Source organism: Clostridium sp. YIM B02506 (assembly GCF_022324845.1).
Classification (GTDB): domain Bacteria; phylum Bacillota; class Clostridia; order Clostridiales; family Clostridiaceae; genus Clostridium_T; species Clostridium_T intestinale.
This window is the reverse complement of sequence record NZ_JAKGTG010000005.1, coordinates 166,692-188,791: the sequence shown is the minus strand read 5'-3', so window position 1 is coordinate 188,791 and position 22,100 is coordinate 166,692. Positions and strand designations below refer to the sequence as shown.

The window sequence follows — 22,100 nt, the reverse complement described above, 5'->3', positions numbered from 1 at the left end:
GGTATCTTATATTCCGGTAGATATCCTCTGCATAAATTATCAAATATGTTCAATGCCTAACTTAATGACATTGCCTAAATTGGCTATCTTTTTTTATTCATAATAATGCTAAAAGGGTAAATACTAGAATAGAAAATATTCAAACTTTTAGGAGGTTAGTATGAAAGTTACAAATGTTGAGGAACTAATGGAAAAACTAAGATTAGTTAGGGAAGCACAAAGAAAATTCTCATCTTTTTCTCAGGAAAAGGTTGATGATATTTTTAGGGCAGCAGCTATTGCAGCAAATAATGCAAGAATTAAATTAGCTAAAGCAGCTGTAGAAGAAACTGGAATGGGTATTGTAGAGGATAAGGTTATAAAAAATCATTTTGCATCTGAATACATATACAATCAATACAAAGATATGCATACCTGTGGTATTTTAGAGCATGATGCTTCTTTTGGAATAACTAAGGTAGCTGAGCCTATAGGTGTTGTTGCAGCAATTGTACCGACTACAAATCCAACTTCTACGGCTATTTTTAAAGCCTTGATTTCATTAAAAACTAGAAATGGAATAATCTTTTCCCCTCATCCAAGAGCTAAAAATGCAACTATACAAGCTGCAAAAATAGTTCTAGAAGCAGCTGTAAAGGCAGGAGCACCAGAGAATATAATTGGTTGGATAGATGAGCCTTCTGTAGAGCTCTCCCAGCTTGTAATGAAGGAAGCTGATATAATACTAGCTACTGGAGGTCCAGCTATGGTAAAGGCAGCTTATTCTTCAGGAAAACCTGCTTTAGGAGTAGGTGCAGGGAATACACCAGCAATAATTGATGAAACAGCACACATCAAAATGGCTGTAAATTCAATATTATTATCTAAAACCTTTGATAATGGAGTTATATGTGCATCAGAACAATCAATTATAGTTATGGAGTCAATTTATGATAAAGTTAAAGCAGAATTAAAAGAACGAGGAGCTTACATATTAAAGGGAGAAGAAGTAGAAAAAGTAAGGAATATAATTTTAAATGATAAAGGTGGATTAAACTCAAACATAGTAGGTCAAAGTGCTTATAAGATAGCAGAAATAGCTGGAGTTAAAGTTCCAGAAGAAGCTAAGGTATTAGTTGGAGAAGTTGAATCTGTAGAAATGGAGGAACCCTTTTCTCATGAAAAGCTATCCCCAATATTAGCTATGTACAAAGTTCAAAATTTTGAAGAGGCATTAATAAAAGGGGCAAGACTTATAGAACTTGGAGGGTTTGGTCATACATCAGTTTTATATACAGATCAGTTAAGATCACAAGACAGAATAGAGAAGTTTGGAATAGCAATGAAAACTGCTAGAACCATAGTAAATATGCCAGCTTCGCAGGGAGCAATTGGAGATATATATAACTTTAAACTAGCACCATCTCTAACTTTAGGCTGTGGTTCTTGGGGAGGAAACTCTGTTTCTGAAAATGTTGGACCTAAGCACCTGTTAAATATAAAACATGTGGCTGAGAGGAGAGAAAATATGCTTTGGTTTAGAGTTCCAGATAAGATTTACTTTAAATATGGTTCTCTAGGAGTTGCATTAAGAGAACTTGGAGACATGGGTAAAAAAAGAGCTTTTATAGTTACGGATAAGGTGTTATATGATTTAGGATATACTACTAATCTAGTTAGGATATTAGAAGAAGGTAAAATAGATTATAAGATATTCTTTGATGTTGAGCCAGATCCAACCATAGCTACAGCTAAAAAAGGTGCTGAAGAGATGGAGAGATTTAAGCCAGATGTAATAATAGCCTTAGGTGGAGGTTCTCCAATGGATGCTGCTAAAATAATGTGGGTATTATATGAGCATCCATCAGTTAAATTTGAGGATTTAGCTATGAGATTTATGGATATTAGAAAGAGGGTATATAAGTTCCCAACCATGGGTGAAAAAGCTTATTTTGTAGCCATTCCAACCTCAGCAGGAACAGGGTCAGAAGTAACTCCATTTGCAGTTATAACTGATGAAAAAACAGGAGTAAAATATCCTTTAGCTGATTACGAGTTAACACCAGATATGGCTATAATAGATGCAGAACTTATGATGAATATGCCAAGAGGACTTACTGCAGCTTCAGGAGTAGATGCATTAACTCATGCTATAGAGGCTTATGTGTCTGTATTAGCATCAGAATATACCAATGGATTAGCATTAGAATCCATAAGGCTTATATTTAAGTATCTACCTTTAGCTTATAATGAAGGAACTGATAATGTAAAGGCAAGGGAAAAGATGGCACATGCAGCAACAATAGCTGGTATGGCATTTGCAAATTCATTTTTAGGAATATGCCATTCAATGGCACATAAACTTGGGTCAATACACCATGTTCCACATGGAGTTGCCAATGCACTCTTAATAAATGAGGTTATTAGATTTAATGCTGTGGATGATCCAAGAAAACAAGCTGCTTTTCCACAATATAAATATCCAAATGTAAAATGGAGATATGGAGTAATAGCAGATTATCTAGGCCTTGGAGGAAATACCCCAGAAGATAAAATAGAGAGATTGATAGAAAAGATAGATGATCTAAAAGCTCAGGTAGGAATGCCAAAGACAATAGAAGAGTTTGGAGTGCCAAAAGATAAATTCTACTCAAGCTTAGATGAAATGGTAGAGCAAGCTTTTGATGATCAATGTACAGGAGCAAATCCAAGATATCCACTTATGAGTGAAATAAAACAGATGTACATAAATGCATTTGAAGGAAAGAAATAATAGTAAAGGACAGCAATGAGGCTGTCCTTTAGTTTAGAATTAAGTTGGTTATATCTTTTTCAAAAGGGTCTAAGCTGTTATATAAGTGATACCGTATTTCACCATTGTCATTAGTTCTAAATAACATAAGATATTTATTAGGATTTCCTAAACTTGGACATATATCTATGTTTTCAATATAAGGTAGGTTATAACATAGAGTTTCGTAGCTAGAGTCTAAGGGATTATAACTAATTATCTTTCCAGTGGAATCATAAGAACTAAAAACTATCTTAGTTCCATCATAGGTTTTATAACCTGATGCAATAGGAGTTTTAGTGCTTTTTATATTTAAAGAATCTGTAGTATTATCTGAAAAAAGTTTAAGGTTATAAAGGTTATTTTCTTCTTTAGAAATACTTAATAAGCCCCTTGAATAATTATCACTAAATAGCTCTGAAGAATAATATATGTTTTCATGAAGTTTGGTTTCTTTTTCTAGAGGACTAAGAGTATAGTTTGTATTTAGGGGATAGCTATACAGGTTCATACTGCCACTTTCAGGTTTACTATAGTAAATAGTAGTATTGTTTAAAGTATCAATAGAAACTATGTTGTGAATATTCAATATGAAATCATTATCCTCTTTTGGCGTAAGTATATATTCTATGTTAAAATCCTTAGAGTTTGATTTTAATATGTTAGGAGAAGATTCATAAACAAAAAAGTTATAATAAGATGATGGATATAAATCTTTATAAGGTTCATTAAGGGACGATACATTAATACTTCCCGGACTAAAAGTAGGGATAGTTATAATGTGTGTTGAGTTAAATAAATAAATATTAGACATAGGAAAATTAGAAATTCTTATTTTAAAAGGTTTTCCATCAGATATATAACCTAGATTATTATCTAAAGTGTAAGAAGATTTATTAAAATCATAAACTCTAATATTAACATTCTCTTGACCTTCAGTTAAAATCAAAAGTTTTGGCTCTTCTTCTGAATTAATTAGTTTGGTATATACTCTTTTATTATCTATAGTAGAAAATAACATATCGCTATCTAAATATTCATAAGTTAGTTGTTTTTGTTTCATTGTATTTGTAGTTATTAACGAAATAATAGAGATAATTAATAATAAAGGCAAAACAAATCTCTTCATAAATTCTCCTTAAGACTATGGTAAATATATGGTATAATAACATTATATACTAAAAAATAAAAATAAAAAAGGATGCTAATTTATGAGTAGATATGTAAAAGAGGGATTTGAAGATTTAAAGAATAAGATATTATTTATTATTTGTATACCTCTGTTCGTAGATATATTAGGTTTGATATTATATGGAAAAATATTTAATGAAAAGTTTGAAAGAAGTATGAATTTCATTAATTTTAAATTTGGAGTTATAGGGGTACCACCTTCTGCATCATATTTAATTGATGGATTTCCAAGTGAACTTGGTATATATTTATCAACTACTTTAAACACAGAGTTTCTACTTAAATATCTAATATTTATACTCATAATGACATTTATAATAGGTGGATACGGAAGTTTGTTAGTTAATTCTCAAAAGGCATCTATAAAAATGTTTTTTAGAGATGGATTTAAAAATTGGAATAAATTTTTTGTAGTTTATTGTCCTAATTATATTATTGGGATATTATATATGATTGAAAGCCCATATAAGTGGTTAGCATTAGTGGTATCTTTTATATATAATATAGTTATATTTTACATAGTGCCAGTCCTTATAGTAGATTATGAAGATATAGCTAAAAGTTATTCTAAGTCTTTTAGAATGTTAATCAATAATTTAAGTAAAACCATAGGGTTGTTATTTGAAATGAGTATATGTTTTTTAGTATTAAACATACCCGTATCAATTTTGGTGAATAGTTTTGGATATATAGGAGTATATATTTCAATAATTCCCATAATAACATTAGGAGTAATATCAAATAAAAGTTTTATTAAGCTATATGAATTACACAAGGGGGATATAAATGATAACTAAACTTAAAAGAGTATTTGGCATATTAGGTGAATTTGAAAAGGGTAGACTTAAGGTTGAACGTATAGGTTTCTTCAAAGCTTTAGGGGTATTATTTATTTGGCAGCTATTTGCCATGCTACCTGAGCTTATTTCAACAGGAATATATGCTATAAAAAAAGAATACTACATGATACCTGTAAGTTTTATACTTCAATTTATATGTAATTTATTTTTTGTATATATAATTTTTAGAATTTTTACTCTGCCTAACACCGAAGAAGTAAGGAAAAAGGCAGTTAAAACAAAAAAAATGATACTGTTTAGTATTTTAATATTATTTGGATATAGAATTTTTTATGTTGGAACCTTAGAACATATAATGAATATACTTCCTATGCCACAGTTTATAGAAGACATCTTTAATATGCTACAAATAGATGATATTCAAGCCTGGGGATTTTTACTTAGCAGTATATTTATAGCTCCTATAGTAGAAGAGGTTGTATGTAGAGGGATAATATTTAATGGTCTTAGAAAGCGTTACTCAGACCTATGGGCTATATTAATATCATCATTTTTATTTGGTTTTATACACCTTAACTTACAACAAGGAATTAATGCTTTTATTATTGGCGTATTGTTCTCTTGGGTGTATGTTAAAACAAATTCACTATATCTTTGCATAGCGCTTCATGCTTTTAATAATTTCATTATAAATCCTATGTATTATGTAATAGGTGAAGATGAAAAGGGAGTTATCGTATCAATAATATTTGCTGTCTTTGGATTACTGATATCAGTTATAGGTATTAGATATTTTATAAAAGAAACAGACAAAATGAAAGAAGAAGATTCCATAGAAATAATTGAATTTTAGATAAATGAAAAAATCTTGTTATTTTAGCAAGATTTTTTTTGTTTGTAACCTTAGTTACCGAAAATATCTTTTATACCCTCTATAATAAAATTGTCGATAGGGACAAGTGATTATGAAAAAAGAATAATTTATATAAATGGAGGAGTTTTAAAAGATGAGTATGTTTTGTTATCAATGTCAAGAAACAGCAGGATGCAGCGGATGTACAGTAAGAGGAGTTTGTGGTAAATCACCAGAACTTGCAGGTCTACAAGATCTACTAATATACACTACTAGAGGTTTATCAGAAATTACTACAAAAGCTAGAGAACAAGGGATAGAAGTATCTCAAGATGTAAATCACTATATAACAATTAACTTATTTACAACAATTACAAATGCTAACTTTGATAATGAAGTATTTTACGGCAGAGTTAGAGAGACTCTTAAGATAAAAAATGAATTATTAGCTAAATTAGCTAACAAAGAAGGTTTATCAGCAGCAGCATTATGGACAGCTGAAACTAACGAAGAGTTTGAAGCAAAAGCTCCAACAGTAGGTGTATTAGCTACTGAAAATGAAGATGTAAGAAGTTTAAGAGAACTTGTAACTTACGGATTAAAAGGTATGTCAGCATACATGAAACATGCTAACGCATTAAACTACAATAATGAAGAAATAGATGCTTTCCTACAAAAAGCTTTAAGCAAAACTTTAGATGATAGCTTAACAGTAGATGAGTTAGTAGCTTTAACTTTAGAAACTGGTAAAGTTGGAGTAGATGCAATGGCATTATTAGATGGTGCTAATACTGGAACTTATGGACATCCAGAATTAACAAAAGTTAATATAGGAGTTGGAACTAACCCTGGAATATTAATTTCTGGACATGATTTAAAAGATATAGAAGAATTATTAAAACAAACAGAAGGAACTGGAGTAGACGTTTATACTCACTCAGAAATGTTACCAGCTCACTACTACCCAGCATTTAAGAAGTATTCACACTTTGTAGGAAACTACGGAAATGCATGGTGGAAACAAAATACAGAATTTGAAAGCTTTAATGGACCAATCCTTATGACAACAAACTGTATAGTACCTCCAAAAGCTTCATACAAAGATAGATTATTTACAACTGGAGCTTCTGGATTTGAAGGATGTAAACACATAGAACCAGGTAAAGATGGAGCAGCTAAAGATTTCTCAGAAATAATTGAATTAGCTAAGAAATGTGCAGCACCAACAGAAATAGAAACTGGAGAAATAATTGGTGGATTTGCACATAACCAAGTATTTGCATTAGCAGATAAGGTTGTAGATGCAGTTAAATCAGGAGCTATAAAGAAATTCTTCGTAATGGCAGGTTGTGATGGAAGAGCTAAATCAAGAAATTACTACACTGACTTTGCAAAAGCAATTCCAAGTGATACAGTAATCCTAACAGCTGGTTGTGCTAAATACAAATACAACAAGTTAGATTTAGGTGATATCGGAGGAATTCCAAGAGTATTAGATGCAGGTCAATGTAACGACTCTTACTCATTAGCATTAATCGCTCTAAAATTAAAAGAAGTATTTGAACTTGAAGATATAAATGAATTACCAATAGCATTCAACATTGCTTGGTATGAGCAAAAAGCTGTAATAGTATTATTAAGCTTATTATACTTAGGAGTGAAGAACATTCACTTAGGACCAACATTACCAGCATTCCTTTCTCCAAATGTAGCTAAAGTTTTAGTTGAAAACTTTGGAATCGGTGGAATAACAAACGTTGAAGATGATGTTAAAATGTTCATGGAAATGTAATTAATATAGAAGGAGCTATCGCAAGGTAGCTCTTTCTTTTATTTTATAGAAATGCTAAACAGGCTAAAGATTAGTCTAAACATAAAATAAGGCCCAAGATAAGGTGCAAGACAGGGCCCAAGATGAGGCCCAAGATAAAGCTGGAAGGTGTTTAATGAGTCTTGGAGAGAAGTGTCTACAGTGCAGAAGCTAGAAGGAATTTGATGAGACTTGCACTCCTATTCGGTAGGCGCGTTTTTCAGCGCCAGTCTAATCCTTTAGTAGAAGGAATCTAATGGAGCTTGAGAAGAAGCTCCTACAGTGCAGAAGTGCAGAAGTTTAGAACATCAGAAAATCAGAAACGTAGAAATTTAGAAATTTAGAAACGTACAAAATTAGAAAATTAGAAAACTAAAAGTAATTTGATGAAGCTCGAGAATAAGTAACTAAGTAATTGAAAAGGCTGAGTCTCCTTAATAATGAGTTATAATAAAGGAGGCACAGCCTATTTTATTAATAAATTTAATTGGGATCTGAAGTCCAATTTTCAATATTATCATTAATATTAAAAACTAGTTTTTTATTTCTTATAAAGATTTTGTTCTCATCAGGATATATGGCAACATCATCTTTATCTCTGTTGCCTACATCGAGTATTTGTAGTATTTCAGAACTGTTATTAATAAATTGATGAGCAATATTTTTACCAGCGGGTTTTGAAATTACATCACCTGTTTTTACTGGGATTTTTTCTTCGTTTATTCTTAATAAAGCACTTCCACTCATTATAAGGAAGAATTCCTCTTGTCTTGAATGAGAATGATATATTGTGCTTTTTCCACCTGGTTTTACAAAATCTATATTTACATAAATTTTTTCACTGCCAAGAGCATCACCTATTAATAGAGATTTCATTTTAGATTCAAAATTAGGGTCATCAATGTACTCATCAGGTATAGTATTGATATTAGATATTTTATACAAATTTACTCCTCCTATAATAATCTTCTATCGCTTAGTTTTGTCCAGAATAATATCTAATTTTCAGCTTTTAGTGTGAAGTTTTCTTCTTTATCATTCCATTTTACTGTGAACTCTATTTGGTCTGTATTCTTAACTGTTCTTCCAGTTCCACCACCAATTCCAAGTGGTTCAGCATAGCCTTCATTATTTAGTGTTGCACCGTTAGAACTGCCTTTTTGACTACCAGCTTCATACTTAAATGTAAGTTCACTAATATCAGTTATATCAGACTTTTTATATTTAAGTGATGGATAGGTATTATTATAACTATCATAATGAGAAACTCCATTTTCGTCCTCAAACTAATTTTCATAATATTTTACTTTAAAAGTTCCTTCCCAGTTTTCACTTTCACCAGTAAAATTTAGTGTTTTACCATTATTTAGATATTTAAAGATAGTATCATCTATTAAGTTTAGGGTTTTAAGTAAACTATTGACCTCATCTTCTGATTCAGGTATTTTTGAAGGTTTATATACTAAAAAAGAATTATTTGCTTTATAAGAAATAGACTTAAGAGAAGGTATATAATCATTCTTAATATCTTTATCTACTATATTTTGACGTATTACAAAGGAATCAAAAATATATATTAAAAGTTTATCTGATGTATTATCTACATTATAAACAGTTGGTTTAATTCCACCTATATAATCCTCATCATCTATAGGGGAATTATCTTTACTTAATATTATACCTTGATCCTTAAAAGTTTTAACTATAGATTTTGAGGTTAAGAGCTTATTTTTAGAGTTTTCTCCTATTTTGTATCCAATTGTTCCGATAGCTATGAAAAAGGTTAATACTATAGCTACTACAGCTATGCTCCACTTCTTAAGCCTTTTTATAAGTTGCTTAAATGTATTAGGATTAGGGAGAGTATCTTCAAAACTTCCTATTTCTATTTCTTCTTTTGAATACTCTTGGAGTAAAGAGTTACAGTTTGTACACTCATTTAAGTGAGTTTCAATTATTTCTTTTGTTTCATTACTTACATCATCTTCGATATATAGGGGGAGTAAATCTTCAATTAAATTACAAGGAATTTTATTCATTTATATTACCTCCTTCACTATAGATTTTTTTAAAAGCTACTCTTCCACGGTGAATATTTACTTTTACCCAAGAAAGAGAGTGGTTAGTTATTATGGCTATCTCTTCATAGGAAATACCTTGCCAATCCCTAAGCCAAAGCACTTCACGTTGATTTTTTGGTATTTGCTTTAGACAACTTTCAATAACTTTAGCTTGTTCTTTTTTGCTATATTCATCTTCAGGTGTACTTTTATCAGGAATGTTATAAACATCTTCATTAATAGAACTTGTCTTTAGGTTTGCTTTTTTATAATGCTGACTATAGACATTTCTAGCAATTTTATATATCCAAGTGGATACATGAGAATCACCCCTAAATCTGTGAAAAGACCTTACAACCTGAAAAAAAGTTTCTTGAGTAAGCTCCTCAGCCAAATGGAAATCTAAAGTCAATCCATACAAATATTTAAAAATAAACTTCTCATAAGATTCATAAAGCTCCCTTACCCTCTCCAAAAAATCACCCCCTAAATATATAGTGGAAAAATAAGGGGAAAAGTTACACACCTTATTCCTGTAGAGGCCGTTCCTCAGGCCTCATTAGATTCCTTTTAAACTTATTCCTGTAGAGGCTTCTTCTCAAGCCTCATCAAATTCATTATAGACTTATTCCTGTAGAGGCTTCTTCTCAAGCCTCATCAAATTCATTCTAATCTTATTCCTGTAGAAGCTCCGAAGGAGGCTCCATTAGATTCCTTTTAAACTTAATCCTGTAGAATCTCTAATACACTTGTTCAAATTCACTAATTACCCATTTCATCTATCTCTATTTTTCTATAAATTGAACCATACCTGCACCATAATTGCCAGTTGGTCTTGTCCAAAAACCAAATTTTTTATAAAACTCTTCTTTACCTTTTACAGACATCAAACCAACAACAGCTTCATTACAAGCATTTTCATATATGTAGTTCATTATTTTTTCCATGATTGAAGCTCCAATTCCCTTTCTTTGGTGATCAGGATGAATAATCACATCTTGTATATAAAAGCAGGTGCTGTTATCACCAACAACGCGTGCAGTACCTACTACATCCCCATTCAAAAGAATACAAACACCGTATAAGGAGTTATCCAAGCCTAGCTTTAGAGAATTTTCATTAATTTCTCCCCATCCAACTAAAGTTCTTAATTGATTTAATTCATTTACTGCAGGAAGTTTTTCTATTAATTGATAGTTTTTCATATTTACATCTCCTTTATTTAAAAGCAATAGATTATTTAAGAAATTATAGCATAAATAATTGCAAATATGAGGAAGATTATTGAGTTAGAAGCGTTTATCAGCTTAAAGAAATTCACTGGAACTTCAGATAAAGAGCTAAATATAGGTGGATGAATACTTCTTTTTTCTATGGAGAACTATACTTAATAAAGGAAGTGAAGAGAATGAAATTATTAATATCTATAATTACTGCTTTCAATTTAATAACTAATACTAGTACATTAACTGAACCTAACACTACTAAATTTCCTAATCTCATAGATGTATACATATTAGCCTATGATACTATGCTTACAGGAATTAATGAACCTATATTGGATTACATTATATTAGATATGGAGTCAATATACTTTAAGGATATCACCTATGAAGATAGACAAAAAGCCATACAATATTTTCAAAAGTATAATAAGCCAGTTTTAAATGCATCATTATTTAAGTTACAACAAATTGGTTTGGCAGATAAACTGAGCAATCTTAAACTGAAAGGCACTTTGTTAATGATGACTAATATTGAAGCGAGTGAAAATAATGCCATGATTATAGAAGGGTACAGATATCATAGCCCTACTGGTGCAGCTAGATTTAGAGTAACACTTAAAGTAAAAGATGATAAGTGGAAGGTTGATAAAGTTGATTTAGTATCTGTATCTTAATTTTAGATAATCTTTTTTAAAATTTAGAATATAAAAAGGAAGTGATATTAATGAAACTATTAATCTCTCTAATTACAGTTTTTCATTTAGTAACAATCACAGCTCCAGTTAAGGTATCAAGAGAAAATGAGGGAATGGGAATAATTGAACCACTTATTTTAGCTTACGATGCTATGTATACTGGAAACAAAGACCCTGAGAAAGATTACATTATACTGGATATGGAGTCTTTATTTTTTACCGATACTACAGTAGAAGATAGACAAAAAGCTATACAATATTTTCAAAAGTATAATAAGACAGTTTTAAATGCTTCAGTGGTTACTTTGCAACAAATTGGTTTAGCAGATTCTGTAGGAGAGCTTAAAATAAATGCTCACTTACTAATGCTAACAAAAGTTGATTCAGTGTCTTTAGGAAATTTAGTTATAGAAGGATACAAGTGGTTTGCTCCTAATTCATATACTCATTTTAGAGTAGGTATAGAAAACGTAAATAATAAATGGAAAGTTACAAAGGTTGATATACTTAAATAATTTATCAGAAGAAAAATTTTATACATATTTAACTAATAAGCAAAATTAAAAAGCTACTATTAGATTTTTAGTTTTGCTTTATTTTTTATTGGACTAGTCAATTCTTTAGGAATATATATAGATATATTCTTTTCTATATAGCTATATAACTATATATAGTGTTTATGCGGCTTTGGAGGGTTTTATCAATAAAAGTGAACACTACATGGATTGGGTGAATACTATGTAGTGAGTAGTAATAATAATATTGATAAAGGTTGTGATAAGCAATAGTATCTTAAAGGAAGCTATAAGAGAGTAATTTCCTCGGCTGAAAGAAATTATTAGTGAAATTTAAGAGAATGCAGCTTTGAACTCTAAGCTGAAATTTTAGTAAGCAAAAGCAGGAGTGCCTGTTATAGCACTAGAGCATTAATGTGCTTTAAATGGAGATAAACTTATCACTGGATAGGTTTAAGAAGAGTGGAATCGTGGACTAACTGCCTCTTTAAGGTAGGAGGTCTTTTTTTATTTATTAATTAATGAATGACTGTGTCTAGAGAAGAGACACAAGATAAAATTTAATTTTATAGGAGGAAATCATATGAAAAAAGATTCTTTAGTTATACATGGCGGAGAGACAATAGATAAATTTACTGGAGCTGTTAATATTCCTGTATATCTATCATCAACGTTTAAACAACCAGAGTTTGGAGTTAGTTTGGGATATGAATATGCAAGAACAAATAATCCTACAAGGGAAGCTTTAGAAAAATTAATTGCAGATTTAGAAGGTGGTAGTAGAGGGTTTGGATTTTCTTCTGGCATCTCTGCCATATCAACCATATTAAATCTTTTTAAATCAGGAGATAAGATACTTATAAATAATAATGTGTATGGAGGAACTTTTAGAGTAATAAGTAAGGTGTTTTCTAACTATAAACTAAATTATGATATTATAGAGGACTTTAATGAACTTGATTTTTCTAAATTAAGTGAAGATGTTAAAGGAATATTTATTGAGACTCCTACAAATCCATTATTATCAATAACTGATATAGAAAAAATCTCAGAAGAGGCCCATAAGAAAAATATTTTAGTTATAGTGGACAATACCTTTATGAGTCCATATTTTCAAAATCCATTAAACTTAGGAGCTGATATAGTAATTCATTCAGCCACTAAGTATTTGTCAGGGCATTCTGATATTGTAGCTGGACTTGCAGTTGTAAAAGATAAGGAGTTAGGTGAAAAAATAGGTTTTTTACAAAATGCCATTGGAGCTATATTATCTCCCTTTGATTCTTATATGTTAATAAGAGGAATTAAAACCTTAAGTGTAAGATTAGAAAAACATGAGGAGAATGCTAAAAAGATATCTAGGTATTTAAATAATCATGAACTAATTGAAAAAGTTTATTATCCTGGACTAAAAGAACATTTAAATCATGAAATTCAAAAAAAGCAGGCTAGCGGGTTTGGTGGAATAATTTCCTTTAAATTAAAAGAAGGTTGTGACTTTAAAAAGTTTATAAACTCATTAAGTTTAATAACTTTTGGAGAAAGTTTAGGAGGAGTTGAGTCCCTTTTATGTCATCCTGCAACAATGACTCACGCATCGCTGCCTAAGGATTTAAGGGATAGGATTGGCATTGATGAAAGACTACTGAGACTTTCTGTTGGAATAGAAAATTCGGAGGATTTGATAGCGGAAATAGGAAGAGCTTTAATTATTAGCAAAGGAGAGGATTAATTTGAAATATGCTAATGGAATTAGAGAGTTAATTGGAAATACTCCTATTATAAAGCTGAATAATTTTGAGGTTAAAAGTGGGATAAATATATTTGGAAAATTAGAAGGACAAAATCCAGGAGGAAGTTGCAAAGATAGAATCGGCTTATACATGGTAGAAAAAGCAGAAAGGCAAGGCAGCTTAAAAAAAGGATCAACTATAATAGAAGCAACTGCAGGTAACACAGGAATAGGGATAGCCTTGGCAAGTTTAAATAAAGGGTATAGAGTTATATTTGTTATTCCTGAAAAATTTTCTACAGAAAAGCAAACTTTATTAAAGGCGTTAGGAGCAGAACTTATAATAACACCTAAAGAAAATGGAATTATGGGGGCTTGTGATAAGGCAGAGGAGCTTTTAAAAACTATTCCAGATAGTATATCACTAAAGCAGTTTGAAAATGACGCTAACCCTTTGGCCCATTATGAAACTACGGGAAAAGAGATATACGAACAATTAGACGGGGAAATTGATTATATTGTTGCAGGTGCTGGAAGTGGAGGAACTATTACAGGAGTTTTAAAGTATTTAAAAGAGCAGAATTCTAAGATAAAAGGTGTACTTGGTGATCCATATGGGTCTACTATTGGTGGAGGAATTGAAGGCTGTTATAAAATAGAAGGTATAGGCAATAACTTTATACCTAAGACTATGGACTTAAGTTATATAGATATAGTAAAAAAGGTTAAGGATGAGGAAGCTTTTTATTATGTTAAAGAACTTGCAAAAAGAGAGGGGATAGTGGTTGGCTCCTCGTCTGGTGCAGCTATGGCAGCGGCTATAGCTTTAAGTAAAGATATAGATAGTGGAAATATAGTTGTTATTTTCCCAGATAGAGGGGATAGATATTTTTCTAAAAATATATTTGATTAAATGAAAGTATTAAAAAACTGTCCAATAAGAGAATTTAAAACCCTTATTGGACAGTTTTATTATTTCTTAATAGTTTTCATCTAATAATCTAAAATATTTTTGATCATGAAGGCAAGCTGGGCATTTTTCTGGAGCTTTAGTTCCTTCAAATAAGAATCCACAGTTACCGCATTTCCAGATAACAACTTCATCTCTTTCAAAAACTTTATTTGTTTCAATATTCTCTAATAATTTTTTATATCTTCTTTCATGGAAGCTTTCAACCTTAGCTATATTTTCAAAAGCAGCAGCTATTTGTGGGAAACCTTCTTTTCTAGCTATTTCAGCAGCTTGTGGATAAAGTTCAGTCCATTCTTCATTTTCACCTTCAGCGGCATATTTAAGGTTGTCCATAGTTTCGTCAGAAAGGGCTACTGGATAAGAAGCTGTGATTTCTATAGCTTCATCCTTAAATTCTTCTTTTAAAAATTTGTAGAATCTTTTAGCATGTTCTTTTTCTTGCTCTGCAGTTTCTAAGAATATTTCAGCTACTTGTAAGTATCCTTGTTTCTTAGCAACACTTGAATAATAAGTGTATCTTGTTCTTGCTTGAGATTCACCTGCAAAAGAAGCAAGTAGGTTTTTTGCTGTTTCAGTTCCTCTTAATGATGGCATAAAAATTCCTCCTCTTAAATAAATGGTATATTTTATCACACTAATTATTGTAACATAATAAATGGTAAATTTCAAAGAGCAATTATCTTTTAATAATGCTTCTAAAGACTGCTTTTAGGGTTTCATATTAACCTATTTTATTTTATAATTAGTCTGATATAAAATAAATAAGGGAGTAAAAATGAAAAAGAGATTAAACAAAAGCCAAAAACTAAAAATAACACTATTTATAATATATTGCATATTTATGATTTATTCCTTTTTTATAAATTTAAATAAGTTAATAAGTATACTTATGTTTATATTATTTAGTGGAATTTATGTACTATATAAGAAAAGAAGAGAAGATAATCTTAAGAATTCTACAATTAAGAAGATAGATAACATGTCAGGTGAGGAGTTTGAAGAGTTTTTACAAGTTGTTTTTAAGAATAAGGGGTATAAAACAATGTTAACACCAATAACAGGAGATTATGGAGCGGATTTATTAGTTAAAAAAAGGGGAGTTAAAACAGTAATTCAAGCTAAAAGATGGAAAAGTATAGTTGGAGTGGAAGCTGTACAACAAGTGGTTGCATCAATGAAGTATTATAAAGCAACTGATGCAATGGTTATTACTAATAACTATTATAGCCAAAATGCAATTAATCTTGCAAAAGTTAATAATGTTAGATTATGGGATAGGGGAGATGTTATAAAATTAATAAAAAATGGAGAGTGTCCTAAATGTGGGGCAGATTTATTAGTAAGAAAAGGACCATATAGTGAGTTTTTAGGATGTTCAAATTATCCTAGATGTAAATATACAGAAAAAATTAATTAAGGAGAGAAAAATGGAAGTGAAAGTTTTTTTGATAGGAAGAGTAGATCCAATAATATATAAAGCTGATAGAATTGATGTTTTAGATTTTGAACTTAATGGAATTAAATATAAACAGATAAGATGTTTTAAAGGAGGATTTAGCAAAAGTGAATTGTTAAAATCAGACCTTATTAAAGAAATAAAGTAGTTTATAAGCAAATTTTACTAAAAAAGTTACCAAAAAGTAATATCTTAAGAAAGTTTTAATAAATTTCTTCGGTAAAAGTATGAAATCTCTAGTAGAATAAAATTACAGGAATTGTTAAGAGGTGAGAGAATGAGAAAAAAAGTGTCGATATTATTTATGTTTCTATTTATTTTTTCTATATTAATACCTTACAAAGCTGTAAAGGCTGCAAAAGGTGAAGAGGAAGTAATAACAGTTAAACCTACATTTGGAGTTGATGGCGTTTATAAATCATATAGAGAGATGCCTATAACTTTAGAGGTGGAAAGTTTAGGGAAAGACATACAGGGAGAGCTAGACGTTATTTACCCAATACAAGATGGAAGAGGAATGGATATTTCTCAAGAAATTAGTATTGCTTCTGGTGATAAAAAGACGTTAGTTTTAAGTATTCCAGTATGGGATAGCCTAAATAAGATAGTGGTGAAAATAAATCAAAATGATAAGGTTATATATGAACAAGAGTTTCAATTAGGCAATAGTAGAAGAATTTCAGAAAATAAGCTTATAGTAGGAGCCTTATCTGAAGATAGCGAAAGTTTGTCCTACATGAACTCATTAAGTCTAAGTCAGAGTCAAAATAATGCTTCTAAAGTTAGTGGGATTAATTTTGAGACTACAGTTATGGCGGTTCCAGTGGAATTTTTGAAGGAAAATTCTAAGATATTAGATATTTATGATGTAATAGTAATTGATAACTTTGATACTTCTAAATTATCTAAGGGACAGATTACCGCAATAAAGCAATGGGTAGAAAAAGGAAAATTACTTATTGTAGGAACTGGAGTGTATAGTAACAAAACCTTATCCATGTTCAAGGACGGTTATCTAGGAGTAAGTACAGATACCCTAAAAACTATAAATGGTTATCAACTTTTACCTTTTACTATGAAAAATGGGGAAAAAATTATTGATGATCAAGGATATTTTCAAAAAGAAACTAAAAACTCTGGAGCTATAGTAATTTCTTCATATGCCTTAGGTTCAGAACCATTTAAAACTCAAATAGGTAAAAGTAGTATTACTAAAGTTCTTGAAGACTCAGTAAGTTCAGCTATGTTAGAGGCAAATTATCAATATGGAGAGATGGATCATAGAGTTCAAACTATGGTTGGTAACGTAGTTGATATTAAGTTGCCTAATCTAAAAGTACTCTTTGGTTTATTGATACTTTATGCATTAATAGTTGGACCAATAATGTTTATAATATTTAAGAAATTAAAAAAGAGTAGTGGATTATGGATTGCTATTCCAGTTATGGGACTAGTATTTACGGTGATTATATCATTGGTAGGAGGAACTACGAGACTTAGAAATCCTATAATGAACATAAAAAACTTTATACAAGTAGATGATGCTGGAGAAGGTAAACTGAACTCTGTAGTTGGAATTATGTTTCCTTATAAAGGTGATTTATCTGTTGAAGAACCAGAAAACTCTAAACTTGATACTTTACTTATGAATCAATGGTATGGACAGGGAGATCAGGATTCATTTAAGAAAAATATAGCTCAAAAAGTATCTTACGTTGATGGTAAAAGAATATATAAAAATAATGGTATGTCTCCATTTTCACCAGCTTATTTTTCACTAGCAGGAGAAAATAAGAAAATAGGTAAAATAGATAGTAATATTTATTTTAGAGAAGGGAAAATAGAAGGGAACCTAAAAAATACTTTAGACTTTCAACTTGAAAGTAGCTATTTATTAACTGCTTCTGGAATTTATGATTTAGGGAATTTAGAAAAGGGGCAGTCTATAAATTTATCTGAAGTAAAAGATAAGTATAAGAATCTTAATGACTTTAATTCCGCTATTAATAATTTTAGTGGTGCTCAAACACCAGAAGATATGGAAGAAAGATTAAGAAATAATATAAAATATTCAGATTTAGAATACTTTACTAATAAGTATCTAAAAATCTATGGAGGTAATAATATAACCATAGGAAAGAACTACCTAATTGGATATATTGATGGAGTAATGGCTGAGAACTTAAATATCGGTGTAGCTAAAGTTGATAAAAAAGAGAAGACATTAGTAGCTATTCCAATAAATTTAAGTTATGAGAATAATGGAGTTATAGAGTATCCATTTGGATTAATTGCTCCAGAACTTAATTCAAAAAGCACTGTACGTGGATTTGATAGTTATAACGGATATATTTATGAAAATGGAGATGCTTATCTCGATTATACTGTGGAAAAGAATTTAAATGTTGAAAGCATATATTTTATGCAAGATACTAGTTCAAATAATAATTATGGAGGAAATCTTCAAAAAGTAAGTAAATTTGAAGTTTATAATTATAAAACTAATTCTTATGAGGAACTTAATATAGATTTAGGAAAAGTAGAAGTAAAGGGAGACTCTTATTCAAAAGATGGTAAAATAATGACTAAGGCAACTGTAAATAATGCTAATAATGGACCAGTAGCTACACCTCAAATAGCAGTTAAGGGGAGGGCTAAATAATGTTAGAAATTAAAGATTTAGAAAAATCATATGGTAAGTTCAAAGCTCTAAATGGTCTTAGTATGGAGATAAATAGAGGAGAAATATTTGGATTTGTTGGACCTAATGGAGCAGGGAAAACAACTACCATGAAGATAATATCAGGACTTTTATATCCAGATAGTGGTGATGTTTTTTTAGATGGTGTGGATGCAGTAAAAAATAATAAGTTATTAAAAGATAAGATTGGATATATGCCTGATTTCTTTGGAGTTTATGATAATTTATCTGCAATAGAATATTTAGAGTTTTATGCTTCTATTTATGGAATATTAGGTGATAAAGGAAGAAAGCTTGGTTATGACTTACTTGAATTAGTTAACTTAAGTGATAAAAGTGATTCAAATGTAAATGGTCTTTCTAGAGGAATGAAGCAAAGGCTTTGCTTAGCAAGGTGTCTTGTTCATAATCCAGATTTATTAATATTAGATGAACCAGCCTCAGGAATGGACCCAAGAGCTCGTTTTGAAATGAAAAATATTTTAAAAAATCTTAAAGATATGGGAAAAACAATATTAATATCATCTCATATACTACCTGAATTAGCTGAGTTATGTACTAATTTAGCTATTGTAGAAAGAGGCAGGGTAATAGTTCAGGGAACTGTAGATGAAATCATGGTTAATATGAATCATGCAAGGCCAATAAAGGTAAGGGTACTTACTAAGGTAGAAGAAGCTTTAAGAGTTTTAGGAGAAATACCAGGATTAGATAAACCAATATTAAATGAAAAAGAATTGGTATTTGGATTTAGTGGTAGTGAAGAAGAATCTCATGGTATATTAAGGACGTTAATTGAAAAGAAAATAGATGTAGTTTCATTTACCCAAGGTAGTGGAAATTTAGAAGAAGTATTTATGAAAATTACTGAAATGAGTGGAGGAGGAGAAAAAAATGAAAATTAATCCAGTGTGGAGAAAAGAACTAATGCTGTCTATGAGAAGTATTAGATTTCCGTTGACTCTATCCATTTCAATAGGTGTTTTAAGTGGGTTACTTATACTAGTTTTTGATGGTATTTTATCAAGTGTAAGATATGGAGGAAATTTAAGTGGGCTTGTAGGGCTTTATTTTACAGTTACTTTAATAGAATTCATATTGATAGGTATGATTAGTCCTACACTTACAGCTTCAGCTATATGTGGGGAAAGAGAAAGAGGTACATTAGATATATTATTATCTACTAAAATGTCACCTTTATCTATAATATTAGGTAAACTGTTGGCGTCTTTAAGTAAAGTAGTGTTACTAATAATTGCATCTACACCTGTATTTGCAATAACTCTATCTTTAGGTGGAGTTAGTATAGTAAATATAATTCAAATGATACTTTTATATATAATGACAGCTATATTTTGTGGCAGTGTGGGATTATTTTTTTCATCAGTCCTAAAAAGCACAAAATCTTCTACAGCAGCATCCTATGGATTATTGATATTTTTAGCTATAGGAACCTTGATTATAACTGTTTTATACTATTCTATTAAATCAAGAGCTGCTAGTATGGCAGGACAAATGTTTGAACCTAATATACCTTTTTGGTTATATCTAAATCCTGGACTTGGATATGGATCGGTAGTTTATAATCAGTTAGGAATAGGAACAACAAGTATAATAAATGGATTAAACCAATTTAAAGCTATAGGAAGCGCTTGGATATATAATATAGCTGTTGAAATTGTGCTAACTATATTACTTTTATGGGGTGCGGCAGTTAAGCTAAATCCATTAAAGAAAAGGAGAAAGAAAAAATAATGGAAGATAAAGAAAGGCAGATATTAGGGTATATAAAAAAAGCAGGCAAAAGAATTAAAGTACAAATACTTATTGATAAGACTTTACTTGGAATTTTTGTAGGCGCTCTTTTAGGAGCAATTCTAACTTTATTATCCCTTTTTACGCCTTTTTATGAAGGTATCTTCTTAGGTATATTTTTTCTGACAGCAGGTTTAGTAGGAGGGCTAGTTATAGCCCTTTTTACATTTCCTAATATAAAAAAGCAGGCTTTAATATTAGATTCAAAGGGGCTAAATGAAAGAGTTACTACTTCTTTAGAACTTATGGGTCAAGAAGATGGATATGGAAAGCTTCAAAGAGAAGATACATTAGAAGAGCTAAAAAAGTTAGACTTCAAAAAAGCATTTCCTATAAAAGTGAATAAAAAAATGATAACATACCTATTAATCGTGTTAACTTTATTTTCTTTGGGGGTATTTTTACCTACAAGTGCAAAGAGCCAAGGTAAGGAATTATGGAATTTGAAAAAAGAACAAAAGGAATTAACTAAAAAGATAGAAGAAGAAAAAAAGAAGGTTGAAGAAAATAAAAAACTAACAGAAGAAGAAAAGACAAAACTTAAAGAAATTTTAGAGAAAAATAAGATGGAAATAGCTAAAGCTCAGAATAAAGAAGAGCTTAAAAAAACTATGGAAAGGATAGACAAAAAATTATCTCAAGAAAAAAAGGAAAGTAAAAATGAAGAGGTTAAAAAAAGTCTAGACTCCATAAGAAACTCTCTAAATCCTAAAGCAGAAGAAGAGCGAAAAAAGAATAATGAAAAAGACTTAGAAGCATTAAAAGATGCTTTAAATAAAAATAAAGATACAAAAGAACTTGCAAAGGCGTTAGAAAGTAAAAACCAAGAGGATATAGATAATGAACTAAACAAATTAAGCGACGCACTAAAGAACATGGGGGATTTAGAAAGAGGAGAAATTTCTAATACCTTAGGTGAAGCTAGTTCAGAAGTATCTGATGAGGATTTGAAAGAGTTACTAGAAAATTTATCGAATGAAGCTAGACAAGGACAGCTAAGTGATAAAAACAAAAAGGCTACTGCAAAAGCTATTAAGGATGCTCAGGATGGAAGCTTATCTGAATCTAATGGTTCTTCAGAAGGTGAAGGAGAAGGTAGCGGGAACGGACAGGGAAATGGTCAAGGAAACGGTTCAGGATCAGGGCAAGGGTCAGGAAGTGGTTCTGGAGCTGGTCAGGGCTCAGGGTCAGGTCAAGGATGGAATTATGGAAGTAAAAATGGGAATCAGGGAGATTCATCAGATAAATCTGGAGAGCAGGTATATATACCAGGCAGAAATGAGGGAGGAGATGAAAATCTCACTGGAGAAAAGGGTCAAACAGGAAACTCTCAAACAGGATATTCTAATAATGGAATTAATGAAAGAGGTGGATCTGTAAACTTAGATAGTATAATAGGGGATTATTCTAAGGAAGCAATAGAAGGCTTAGAAGGAAATTCTATACCTGACTATTTAAAAGACATAATAAAAGAGTATTTTGAAGAATTACAGTAGTGGAGGG

20 protein-coding genes are annotated in these 22,100 nt (G+C 30.5%); 14 read left to right on the top strand and 6 right to left on the bottom strand.

Translation table 11 applies throughout. From position 1 onward, the window contains the following. Positions 1-160 precede the first annotated feature (160 nt). Positions 161-2,752, top strand: coding sequence for a bifunctional acetaldehyde-CoA/alcohol dehydrogenase (adhE, locus tag L1S49_RS06545; RefSeq protein ID WP_238903203.1), 2,592 nt, complete (start codon positions 161-163; stop codon positions 2,750-2,752). Between the two features lie 28 nt (positions 2,753-2,780). On the opposite strand, the gene L1S49_RS06540 is transcribed toward adhE, so the two are convergent. Continuing rightward, the gene (locus L1S49_RS06540; RefSeq protein WP_238903202.1) at positions 2,781-3,899 is read right to left on the bottom strand and encodes a hypothetical protein; all 1,119 of its coding nucleotides are present in this window, start codon (positions 3,897-3,899) and stop codon (positions 2,781-2,783) included. Positions 3,900-3,981: 82 nt separating this feature from the next. Here L1S49_RS06540 and L1S49_RS06535 point away from each other — a divergent pair, with 82 nt between their 5' ends. The 3 genes from L1S49_RS06535 to hcp all read left to right on the top strand — a co-directional run bounded on the left by L1S49_RS06535 (position 3,982) and on the right by hcp (position 7,406). Next, on the top strand, positions 3,982-4,758 hold the full coding sequence (locus L1S49_RS06535) for a hypothetical protein (RefSeq protein ID WP_238903201.1): 777 nt from the start codon (positions 3,982-3,984) through the stop codon (positions 4,756-4,758). Further along, positions 4,748-5,614, top strand: coding sequence for a CPBP family intramembrane glutamic endopeptidase (locus L1S49_RS06530; protein ID WP_238903200.1), 867 nt, complete (start codon positions 4,748-4,750; stop codon positions 5,612-5,614). The genes L1S49_RS06535 and L1S49_RS06530 overlap by 11 nt, the downstream gene beginning before the upstream one ends. A gap of 160 nt (positions 5,615-5,774) precedes the next feature. Then, positions 5,775-7,406, top strand: a complete 1,632-nt coding sequence (hcp, locus tag L1S49_RS06525) for a hydroxylamine reductase (RefSeq protein ID WP_238903207.1) — start codon at positions 5,775-5,777, stop codon at positions 7,404-7,406. Between the two features lie 501 nt (positions 7,407-7,907). Here hcp and L1S49_RS06520 read toward each other — a convergent pair. The 4 genes from L1S49_RS06520 to L1S49_RS06505 form a co-directional block, all read right to left on the bottom strand. Further along, positions 7,908-8,369, bottom strand: coding sequence for a cupin domain-containing protein (locus L1S49_RS06520; protein ID WP_238903199.1), 462 nt, complete (start codon positions 8,367-8,369; stop codon positions 7,908-7,910). A 341-nt stretch (positions 8,370-8,710) separates the two neighbouring features. Next, entirely contained in the window at positions 8,711-9,463 is a 753-nt protein-coding gene (locus tag L1S49_RS06515) for a zf-HC2 domain-containing protein (protein ID WP_238903198.1), read from the bottom strand. Then, positions 9,456-9,959: a sigma-70 family RNA polymerase sigma factor gene (locus L1S49_RS06510; protein WP_238903197.1), complete on the bottom strand. Its 504-nt coding sequence runs from the start codon at positions 9,957-9,959 to the stop codon at positions 9,456-9,458. Before L1S49_RS06510 ends, L1S49_RS06515 begins: the two co-directional genes overlap by 8 nt. A gap of 310 nt (positions 9,960-10,269) precedes the next feature. After that, positions 10,270-10,689 carry a GNAT family N-acetyltransferase gene (locus L1S49_RS06505; protein WP_238903196.1) on the bottom strand — a complete coding sequence of 140 codons (420 nt, stop codon included), beginning with the start codon at positions 10,687-10,689 and terminating at the stop codon, positions 10,270-10,272. 203 nt (positions 10,690-10,892) lie between these two features. Between L1S49_RS06505 and L1S49_RS06500 the strand changes: the two genes are divergently transcribed. From L1S49_RS06500 to L1S49_RS06485, 4 genes are all read left to right on the top strand, one after another. After that, a complete protein-coding gene (locus L1S49_RS06500; protein WP_238903195.1) occupies positions 10,893-11,384 on the top strand; it encodes a hypothetical protein in 492 nt (163 codons plus the stop codon). Positions 11,385-11,434: 50 nt separating this feature from the next. Then, positions 11,435-11,920, top strand: a complete 486-nt coding sequence (locus tag L1S49_RS06495; RefSeq protein WP_238903194.1) for a hypothetical protein — start codon at positions 11,435-11,437, stop codon at positions 11,918-11,920. A gap of 583 nt (positions 11,921-12,503) precedes the next feature. Continuing rightward, positions 12,504-13,652 carry a PLP-dependent aspartate aminotransferase family protein gene (locus tag L1S49_RS06490; protein WP_238903193.1) on the top strand — a complete coding sequence of 383 codons (1,149 nt, stop codon included), beginning with the start codon at positions 12,504-12,506 and terminating at the stop codon, positions 13,650-13,652. Position 13,653: 1 nt separating this feature from the next. Continuing rightward, the gene (locus L1S49_RS06485; RefSeq protein ID WP_238903192.1) at positions 13,654-14,565 is read left to right on the top strand and encodes a cysteine synthase family protein; all 912 of its coding nucleotides are present in this window, start codon (positions 13,654-13,656) and stop codon (positions 14,563-14,565) included. Between the two features lie 66 nt (positions 14,566-14,631). Here L1S49_RS06485 and rbr read toward each other — a convergent pair whose 3' ends face one another. Beyond that, positions 14,632-15,219, bottom strand: a complete 588-nt coding sequence (gene rbr, locus L1S49_RS06480; RefSeq protein ID WP_238903191.1) for a rubrerythrin — start codon at positions 15,217-15,219, stop codon at positions 14,632-14,634. 181 nt (positions 15,220-15,400) lie between these two features. Here rbr and L1S49_RS06475 point away from each other — a divergent pair, with 181 nt between their 5' ends. The 6 genes from L1S49_RS06475 to L1S49_RS06450 all read left to right on the top strand — a co-directional run bounded on the left by L1S49_RS06475 (position 15,401) and on the right by L1S49_RS06450 (position 22,093). Further along, positions 15,401-16,042 (top strand): restriction endonuclease, encoded by a 642-nt coding sequence (locus L1S49_RS06475; RefSeq protein ID WP_238903190.1) that lies wholly within the window; start codon positions 15,401-15,403, stop codon positions 16,040-16,042. A gap of 10 nt (positions 16,043-16,052) precedes the next feature. After that, positions 16,053-16,229, top strand: coding sequence for a hypothetical protein (locus L1S49_RS06470; protein ID WP_238903189.1), 177 nt, complete (start codon positions 16,053-16,055; stop codon positions 16,227-16,229). 129 nt (positions 16,230-16,358) lie between these two features. Continuing rightward, on the top strand, positions 16,359-18,743 hold the full coding sequence (locus L1S49_RS06465; RefSeq protein WP_238903188.1) for a hypothetical protein: 2,385 nt from the start codon (positions 16,359-16,361) through the stop codon (positions 18,741-18,743). Next, positions 18,743-19,687 carry an ABC transporter ATP-binding protein gene (locus L1S49_RS06460; protein ID WP_021802990.1) on the top strand — a complete coding sequence of 315 codons (945 nt, stop codon included), beginning with the start codon at positions 18,743-18,745 and terminating at the stop codon, positions 19,685-19,687. Before L1S49_RS06465 ends, L1S49_RS06460 begins: the two co-directional genes overlap by 1 nt. After that, complete coding sequence (locus tag L1S49_RS06455; RefSeq protein ID WP_073020943.1) at positions 19,677-20,537, top strand: ABC transporter permease subunit; 861 nt, start codon at positions 19,677-19,679, stop codon at positions 20,535-20,537. The genes L1S49_RS06460 and L1S49_RS06455 overlap by 11 nt, the downstream gene beginning before the upstream one ends. Then, on the top strand, positions 20,537-22,093 hold the full coding sequence (locus L1S49_RS06450) for a pectinesterase (protein WP_238903187.1): 1,557 nt from the start codon (positions 20,537-20,539) through the stop codon (positions 22,091-22,093). Before L1S49_RS06455 ends, L1S49_RS06450 begins: the two co-directional genes overlap by 1 nt. Positions 22,094-22,100: the final 7 nt, after the last annotated feature.